Source organism: Marinobacter sp., from assembly GCF_033722195.1.
Classification (GTDB): Bacteria; Pseudomonadota; Gammaproteobacteria; order Pseudomonadales; family Oleiphilaceae; genus Marinobacter.
Map to the genome: position 1 here is coordinate 1 of NZ_JAWVZL010000119.1, position 7947 is coordinate 7947.

The following is a 7947-nucleotide window of genomic DNA, read 5'->3' on the forward strand; positions in this document are numbered from 1 at the left end:
CTGGTAGTAGATCTCGACGCTGTTTTCCTTGGGCCGCAGCTCCACCTCGGCAATGTCCCCCAGGGTCAGGCGCTGGCCGTCGGCGGTGGTGGCGATGGGCATGTTGGCGAAATCGGCGGGACTGCGGCCCTTCTCCAGGCTGCGGATCTCCCGCACCGACTCCTCCTCCCCCACGGTGCCGGCCGGGATGTCCTGGCTCTGGCTGACCACCCGCTGGCCGATGGTGGGCAGGGCAACCCCCAGCTCGGCAATGGTGGCGCTGTCCACCTCGATGGCGATTTCCCGTTCCGGCAGGCCGTCGAGGTCCACCTTGGCGATGCCCCGGTCCAGCAGTTCCTGCTCGTAGCGATAGGCCAGGGGCCGCAGGGCCTCCAGCCGAACCGGGCCGGTCAGTACCACCGTCGCCACCGCTTCGTTGCGCACCACCTTGGAGATTTCCGGGCGTTCGGCGTCCGAGGGCAGGTTGCGTACCAGGCCAACGAACTCGTTGACCTGGTCCAGGGCAATGCCCATGTCGGTGCCTTCCTCGTACTCGATCACGATACTGCTGAAGCCCCGGGTGGAGGTGGAGCGCATCTCCTCGACGTTGTCCAGGTTGCGCAGCTCCTGCTCCAGGGGCGTGGTGATGGAGCGCGCCACGTCCTCGGCACTGGCGCCGGGCCAGACCACCCGTACGGTGATGAAGTCAGTGGCGAAGGTGGGGAAGAACTGGCGGTTGAGGTTGGTGAGGGCGTAGATGCCGGCCAGCAGCATCAGCAGCATCAGCAGGTTGGCCGCCACCTTGTGGCGGGCGAAGCGGCCCAGCAGGTCTTCCCGGTGCGGGACCGGCCCCTGGCTCATGGCAGCGGCTCCGCCTCGATCACCTCGACCTTCAGACCCCGCAGCGCGTTGGGCAGTTGCGTGACCAGCACCTGATCACCGCCCTGGAGCACCTCCGACTGCACCAGCAACTGCTGGCTGCCGTCCTCGAAGCGGTCACCGAGGATCGTCACGGGCACCGGCTCCAGGCGACCATCGCGGATCCGGTAGACGGTGTTCTCGTCGTACAGGGAGGCCACCGGCACGGTGAAGGTGTCGGGCCGGGCAGCCAGGTTCAGGCGCAGGTCGATGCTGCGGTTGAGAGTGACCGGCGGCTGCTCCTGGCGGAAGTGAAAGAGACCGTCGACACCGCCGGCACCGGGGTCCACCTTGCCGGAGAGCCGGTCCAGTACCAGCTCGAAACGCTGCTCCCCCAGGCTGCTGGTGGCCACCAGCGTCTCGCCCCGGGCCAGGGCCTGACGGATGTTCTCAACCCGCTTCATGGGGATCTGGGCCCGCACTTCCAGCTCCGCGGTGGCGTAGAGACTGGCCAGGGCCTCGCCGGCCCGGACCCGCTCCCCCGGGCTGGCCTCGATGCTGGTGACCACGCCGTCGAAGGGGGCGCGTACCCGGGTGCTGGCCAGATCCAGCCTGGCCTGGGCCAGCAGCGCCCGGGCCCGTTCCAGCCGGGCCTGCAGTGAGGCCATCCGGCTGTCGTGGTTGGCCACCGCCAGGCGCCGGTTGATCAGTGACAGTTCCGCCGCCTGCAGGGCCTGGCGGGCCTGGTCAATGCGGGTCTGGCTGGTGAGGTTGGACTCCGCCAGCCTTTGCTCCCGCTCCAGGGCCCGGCGCGCCAGCGCCACCAGCTCCTGTTCGCGTTCCACGATCTGCTGGTCGGCCCGGTACTGGTTCTGCTCGGTGGCCAGTTGGGCCTGGAGTTCGTCCACATCGGCCTGGCGCTGGGCCACCAGCAGCTCGACTTCGTCCCGGGCCAGTTCGACAATGATTTCGCCGGCCTGCACGGCCTGGCCCTCAAGTACGGGAATCGCCGCTACATTGGCGGTGACCGCGGCGGTGAGTGTGGAGCTGTAGGGTGTTTCGACCCGGCCCAGCAGCCGCAACTGCGGCGCCCGGGCGGCGGCCTCGAGGGTGGTGACCCGAACCGGCCAGGTGCGCTCCTCGGCGGTTTTTTCCGGCGGTGTGGGCTTGAGCGCACTGAACAGCCAGACCAGCAGTACGGTGACCAGGACCAGCACCAGGGGAACCAGGATTCGCTTGCTGAGCAACCGATGTGCGGACACTGCCAAGGGCCTTTCCTTCCCGTCAGAAATTCTGAAAAAGCCCCTGTGATCAGGGCTTGTAATCGTTGGCCTGACCGCCGTCGCCCCAGAGCCACTGGCACAGCGCCAGTGCCGCCACCGGCGCGGTCTCGGTCCGCAGTACCCGGGGCCCCAGGGCGGCCGGCAGGAAACCGGCGGCTTCGGCGGCGGCGATCTCGTCCTCGCTGAGGCCACCTTCCGGGCCCACCAGCAGGGCCAGCCGGGCCGGCCTGGCCAGGCTCGCCAGGGATTTCTCGGTGCGGTGGTGCAGCACCAGTTTCAGGTCGCAGCCGTCGGCGTGTTCGTACCAGTCCGCCAGGCTCATCACCGGCTCGATGCTGGGGATCACCGCCCGCCCGCACTGCTCCGCCGCGCTCACTGCCACGCCCTGCCAGTGCCGCAGGCGTTTGTCCTCACGGTCGCCTTTGAGCTTGACCTCGCAGCGCTCGCTGACCAGCGGCACTATGGTGCTGACGCCCATCTCGACGCTTTTCTGGATGGCGTAGTCCATCCGGTCGCCCTTGGACAGCACCTGGCCCAGCGCCACCTTCAGGGGTGACTCCAGGGTGTTGAGCTGGCGCGGGCCCAGCTCCGCCACCACGGTTTTCTTGCTGACTTCACTCAGAGTGGCCGGGTAGTCGTAACCGTCGCCGTTGAACAGCACCAGCACCTGGCCCGGCTGCATCCGAAGCACCTTGCCCACGTGCTGGGTGGCGGCGTCGTCGAGGCTGAGGGTCTGGTTCTCGGCCAGCGGCGACGGCGTATATATACGGGGAATTCGCATCCCTGATCAGTCCTTGACGGCGATTTCGATGCCTTCGGTGGCGACCTGGCCCAGATGGCGGATCTGCTCCTCGGTGATCACGTAGGGCGGCATGAAGTAGAGCACGTTGCCCAGTGGCCGTAGCAGGGCCTGGCGGGTCAGGGCGTGGCGGTAGAGCTTGATGCCGCGGCGTTCCTGCCATGGGAAGGGCGTGAGGTCGGCCTTGTTCTTCACCATCTCGATGGCCAGGGTCATGCCGTGCTGGCGGATCTCGCCGACGTTGGGATGATCCGCCAGGTGCGCGACCGATTCTGCCATGCAGGCGGACAGGCGCTTGTTGTTCTCGATCACCTTGTCGTCACGGAAGATGTCCAGGGTGGCCAGGGCCACCGCACAGCCGATGGGATTGCCGGTGTAGCTGTGGGAATGCAGGAAGGCCCGCATCGTCTCGTAATCGTCGTAGAAGGCGTTGTAGACGTTATCGGTGGTCAGCACCACCGACAGCGGCAGGTAGCCGGCGGTCAGGCCCTTGGACAGGCACATGAAATCCGGCGTGATGCCGGACTGCTCGCAGGCGAACAGGGTGCCGGTGCGGCCGAAGCCCACGGCGATCTCGTCGGCGATCAGGTGTACGCCGTAGCGGTCACAGGCTTCCCGTAGCTTGGTGTGATAGACCGGGTGATGCATGCGCATGCCACCGGCGCACTGGATCAGCGGCTCCACCACCACCGCGCAGATCTCGTCGTGGCGCTCCGCCAGGATCTTCTCCATGGCTTCGAACTGGCGCAGGGCGTAGGCCTCTTCGGTCTCGCCACGCTCCCGGTAGTAGGCATCCGGCGAGGGCGCGGTGATCACCTCCATCAGCAGCGGCTGGTAGGTGTCCTTGTACAGGGCCACGTCCCCCAGGGCCAGGGCTCCCAGGGTCTCACCGTGGTAGCTGTTGGACAGGTTGACGAAGTTCTTCTTGGCCGGCTTGCCGTGGTTCTTCCAGTAGTGGTAGCTCATCTTCAGTGCCGCCTCGATGGCGGAGGAACCGTTGTCGGCGTAGAAGCACTTGTTCAGGCCCGCCGGCGTCACCTCAATCAGCCGCTCCGACAGGTTCACTACCGGCTCATGGCTGAAACCCGCCAGGATGACGTGCTCGAGTTTCTCGATCTGGTCGCGGATGGCGCCATTGATGCGCGGATTGGCGTGGCCAAACAGGTTGACCCACCAGGAGCTGACGGCGTCAATGTAGCGGTTGCTCTCGAAGTCCTCCAGCCAGACCCCTTCGCCACGCTTGATGGGAATCAGCGGCAGGGTTTCGTGGTCCTTCATCTGGGTGCAGGGGTGCCAGACCGACTTGAGGTCCCGGGCGACGATGTCCGCGTTTCGCATTGGCTTTGCTCCTGTGCTGCCGGCTGCCTTGGCCGGCGGGTAGATCCGGGCCCCATGATACTGGTGCGGGGCCCCGGGGCGCCAGCCCGACACCGGGTGGTCCGGACGGCTGACTGCATTGCCCCGACGCTTCGCGCGGGCGGCCAATGCCGGGCACAGGCAAAGCCCCGACAATCAATGCTCTACGAGCTGGAGGTTTGCGATGCAACTGGAAATAATTCACAAATACAATGCCGGTCTGGACCGGGTCCTGAGCAGCTTCTTCGACGAAAACCGGATCCTTGAGAAAAACATGCGCCTGGGTTCCCGCAATGTGCGGGTGGCCCAGGTCAGCCGTGACGACCAGTCCGCAAAAATGGTGGTGGAGCGGGAGGTGACCACCTCGGTGGAGGTGCCGGCGATGCTGGCTTCGTTCCATCGCGAGTGGAACCAGGTACGCCAGGAAGAGCACTGGTTCCGCAAGGACGACGGCGAGTGGCACTGCGAGTTCCGCGTCCGGATCGATGGCGTGCCCGCCAAGATCCAGGGCCTGATGCGGCTGCAGGGCGACACCAGTGACTGCGTCAATGAGGTCACCCTGAACGTGCGCTGCGATGTGCCCCTGCTGGGCAAGAAAATCGCGAAGTTCCTCATCGAGGACTCGCGCCAGAAGATCGAAAGTGAATACGACGCCACCCTGATGATGCTTTGAGGTGGCGCCGGTTCATCAGTGCTTGAGCACCCGGGACAGGAAGGACTGGGTGCGCTCGTTCCGGGGGTTGTCGAACACCGCCTCGGGCTTGCCTTCCTCGACGATCTGGCCCTCGTGGATGTAGATCACCCGATCCGCCACTTCCCGGGCGAAGCCCATTTCATGGGTGACCACCATCATGGTCATGCCTTCCCGGGCCAGCTCCCGCATCACGTCCAGCACCTCCCCGATCATTTCCGGGTCCAGCGCCGAGGTGGGCTCGTCGAACAGCATCAGCCGCGGCTCCATGGCCAGGGCCCGGGCGATGGCCACCCTCTGCTGCTGGCCGCCGGATAGCTGGGAGGGGTATTTCTCCGCCTGGTTGGCGATACCCACCCGGTCCAACAGCTTGTTGGCCAGGGCGGCGGCCTCGTCGCTGCTGGCGTCCTTCACCTTCATCGGCGCCAGCATGACGTTGCGCTTCACCGTCAGGTGGGGGAAGAGGTTGAACTGCTGGAACACCATGCCCACCTCCTTGCGGATGGTGGCCAGGCCCTTCTGGCTCTTGCCCTTGCGGGCCAACTGCTGGCCGTCCACTTCCAGCTGGCCGGATTCGTAGCTTTCCAGGCCGTTGACGCAGCGGATCAGGGTGGATTTGCCGGAGCCGCTGGCGCCGATGATCACCACCACCTCGCCCTTCTCCACGGTCAGGTCAACGTTCTTGAGTACGTGCAGGTCACCGAAATACTTGTTGAGGCCCTGCATTTTCACGATCTGAGTCATCTTGGTCGCTCTCCGCTCGGGTCTGTGATCAGGTGGCTGCCACGCCGCGTTTCTCCAGCAGGCGCAGGAGGAAGGACAGCGACAGGGTGATGCACAGGTACAGGATGGCCACCACGAAATAGACCTCGAAGGCGGTGAAGGTGTTGGCGATGTAGACCTGGCCCTGGCGCACCAGCTCGCCCACGCCGATCACCGAGAACAGCGAGGTGTCCTTGATGCTGACGATGGCCTGGTTGCCCAGCGGCGGGATCATGCGGCGGAAGGCCTGGGGCCAGACGATGGACCAGAAGGTCTGGCTGCGGGACAGCCCCAGCGACAGCCCGGCCTCGCTCTGGCCACGGTCGATGGATTGCACACCGCCACGGACCACCTCGGAAATGTAGGCGCCGGAATTGAGCGCAATAGCTGCGATACCGGCGGTGAGCGGGTCGATGGGGGAGCCTACCAGGTCCGGCAGGCCGTAGAAGATGAACAGCACTTGCACCAGGATGGGGGTGCCGCGAAAGACCTCGATGTAGGCGGTGGCGGGCCAGCGCAGGAACCAGGCCTTGTTGATGCTGAGCAAGCCAAAAATGATGCCCAGCACGAAACCGATGGCCAAGCCACCGAAGGAAATCAGCAGGGTGTAGGGAATGCCCTTGAGCAGGAACGGAATCGAGTCGATCGCCGCCTGCCAGTCAAACTGAAACTGGAATTCCACGAGACGTTATCTCCCTGGGAAAGTCAGTGCTGCGCCGGGTCGCCCCGGCGCGCGTTCAGGTCGTTACTGGTCCTCCGGCATGGGGCCGAACCACTTCTCGTAGATTTCCTTGTAGGTACCGTCTTCCTTCATGCTGGCGAGCGCCTTGTTGACATCGCCCACCCAGGTGCTGCCCTTCTTGAGGGCGATGCCATACTGCTGGCCCTCGTACAGCGGGCCTACTGTCTTGACCTTGCCCTCGCCCTTGGTACGGGCGAAGTAGCCCACGTTCGGGGCGTCGTAGAAGACCGCGTCGATGCTGCGGGACATCAGCGCCATGTACATGTCGGAACTGCCGGGGTAGGGGGTCACGCCCTCGTCCTGGTCGAGGTTGGCGGTCAGGAAGTCGTAGCTGGTGCTGCCGATTTTGGTACCCACTTTCTTGCCCTCCAGGTCCTCCAGTTCGCTGACCTGGTCGTTGTCCTTGCGCACCAGGATGCGAAGGCCGGAATCGTAGTAGGGGTCGGAGAAATCAACGATCTTCTGGCGTTCCTCGGTGATGGTGATACCGGCGATGGCGATGTCCACGTTGCCGGTCTGCAGGGCCGGGATGATGCCGTTGAAATCCATGGTATTGAGGTTGTATTCGAAGCCGGCCCGCTCGGCCACCTCGGCGATGATTTCCATGTCAAAACCGATCATTTCGCCGGACTCGGGATCCATCATCTCGAAGGGAACGAAGCTGGGGTCGGTGACCACCCGGAGGGTTTCGGCGCTGGCCGCGGAGGCCGTCATGGACAGGGCGAGAGTGGTGCCCAGAGCTGTCAACCATTTGTTGTTCATCTGTGTCTCCTTGACTGGTTTTGGTGCCCCTGGGATAGGTGTTCGTGGGGACACACGCGAGTTTGGCAGTCGTTCACTGCAACCTTACCAGTCTAGACCATTGAGCGGATCTGGCAATAAAATCAAATGATTGGCTCTGTTGTGGCCATAAAAAACGCCGGCTGGAGCCGGCGTCGGTAAGATCCTGGATTGTGAACCGGGGCGGTCAGAATGCGATCTTGTCGCGCTCACCCAGCCCCAGGTTTTTCCAGATGCTGATGCTGGGCTCGGCCTGGTTCAGGGTGTAGAAATGCAGGCCGGGCGCGCCGGCGTCCAGCAGCTTGCCGCACATGTCGGTGAGCAGGTCCTCGCCGAACTTGCGGATGCTGTCGCTGTCGTCGCCGTAGGCTTCCAGCTGCTTGCGGATCCAGCGCGGGATCTCGGCACCGCACATCTCCGAGAAGCGGGTCAGGTTGGAGAAGTTCACGATCGGCATGATGCCGGGTACCACCGGTATGGTGATGCCCATCTTCTCGAGCCGGTCGATGAAGTAGAAATAGCTGTCGATGTTGAAGAAGTACTGGGTAATGGCGCTGTTGGCGCCGGCCTCCACCTTGCGGGCGAAGTTCTTCAGGTCGTCCTCGGCGGAGCGGGCCTGGGGGTGAAACTCCGGGTAGGCCGCCACTTCGATGTTGAAGGCATCGCCGCTGTGCTCGCGGATGAAGCTCACCAGCTC

At 64.5% G+C, this 7947-nt stretch carries 9 protein-coding genes; 1 reads left to right on the plus strand and 8 read right to left on the minus strand.

From position 1 onward, the window contains the following. The 4 genes from R3280_RS14855 to R3280_RS14870 all read right to left on the minus strand — a co-directional run. Nucleotides 1–840 (minus strand): efflux RND transporter permease subunit (locus R3280_RS14855; RefSeq protein ID WP_318999394.1); only part of this gene is annotated, 840 nt, incomplete at its 3' end. Then, on the minus strand, nucleotides 837–2099 hold the full coding sequence (locus R3280_RS14860; RefSeq protein WP_318999402.1) for an efflux RND transporter periplasmic adaptor subunit: 1263 nt from the start codon (nucleotides 2097–2099) through the stop codon (nucleotides 837–839). The genes R3280_RS14855 and R3280_RS14860, both read right to left, overlap by 4 nt. A 49-nt stretch (nucleotides 2100–2148) precedes the next feature. After that, nucleotides 2149–2901 carry a 16S rRNA (uracil(1498)-N(3))-methyltransferase gene (locus tag R3280_RS14865; RefSeq protein ID WP_318999395.1) on the minus strand — a complete coding sequence of 251 codons (753 nt, stop codon included), beginning with the start codon at nucleotides 2899–2901 and terminating at the stop codon, nucleotides 2149–2151. Between the two features lie 6 nt (nucleotides 2902–2907). After that, entirely contained in the window at nucleotides 2908–4257 is a 1350-nt protein-coding gene (locus R3280_RS14870; protein ID WP_318999396.1) for an adenosylmethionine--8-amino-7-oxononanoate transaminase, read from the minus strand. A gap of 202 nt (nucleotides 4258–4459) precedes the next feature. Here R3280_RS14870 and R3280_RS14875 point away from each other — a divergent pair, with 202 nt between their 5' ends. Beyond that, complete coding sequence (locus R3280_RS14875) at nucleotides 4460–4948, plus strand: DUF2505 domain-containing protein (RefSeq protein WP_318999397.1); 489 nt, start codon at nucleotides 4460–4462, stop codon at nucleotides 4946–4948. Between the two features lie 15 nt (nucleotides 4949–4963). Here R3280_RS14875 and R3280_RS14880 read toward each other — a convergent pair whose 3' ends face one another. The 4 genes from R3280_RS14880 to R3280_RS14895 form a co-directional block, all read right to left on the minus strand. Then, complete coding sequence (locus R3280_RS14880) at nucleotides 4964–5710, minus strand: amino acid ABC transporter ATP-binding protein (protein ID WP_318999398.1); 747 nt, start codon at nucleotides 5708–5710, stop codon at nucleotides 4964–4966. 28 nt (nucleotides 5711–5738) lie between these two features. Continuing rightward, on the minus strand, nucleotides 5739–6410 hold the full coding sequence (locus tag R3280_RS14885) for an amino acid ABC transporter permease (protein WP_318999399.1): 672 nt from the start codon (nucleotides 6408–6410) through the stop codon (nucleotides 5739–5741). Between the two features lie 63 nt (nucleotides 6411–6473). Continuing rightward, complete coding sequence (locus R3280_RS14890) at nucleotides 6474–7232, minus strand: transporter substrate-binding domain-containing protein (protein ID WP_318999400.1); 759 nt, start codon at nucleotides 7230–7232, stop codon at nucleotides 6474–6476. A 205-nt stretch (nucleotides 7233–7437) separates the two neighbouring features. Beyond that, nucleotides 7438–7947 (minus strand): methylenetetrahydrofolate reductase (locus R3280_RS14895; RefSeq protein ID WP_318999401.1); only part of this gene is annotated, 510 nt, incomplete at its 5' end.

Excerpts from the sequence above, each read along its gene's own strand:
- R3280_RS14865 (WP_318999395.1), bottom strand. The coding sequence starts at position 2,901 with ATGCGAATTCCCCGTATATATACGCCGTCGCCGCTGGCCGAGAACCAG.
- R3280_RS14890 (WP_318999400.1), bottom strand. The coding sequence starts at position 7,232 with ATGAACAACAAATGGTTGACAGCTCTGGGCACCACTCTCGCCCTGTCC.
- R3280_RS14880 (WP_318999398.1), bottom strand. The coding sequence starts at position 5,710 with ATGACTCAGATCGTGAAAATGCAGGGCCTCAACAAGTATTTCGGTGAC.
- R3280_RS14875 (WP_318999397.1), top strand. The coding sequence starts at position 4,460 with ATGCAACTGGAAATAATTCACAAATACAATGCCGGTCTGGACCGGGTC.
- R3280_RS14870 (WP_318999396.1), bottom strand. The coding sequence starts at position 4,257 with ATGCGAAACGCGGACATCGTCGCCCGGGACCTCAAGTCGGTCTGGCAC.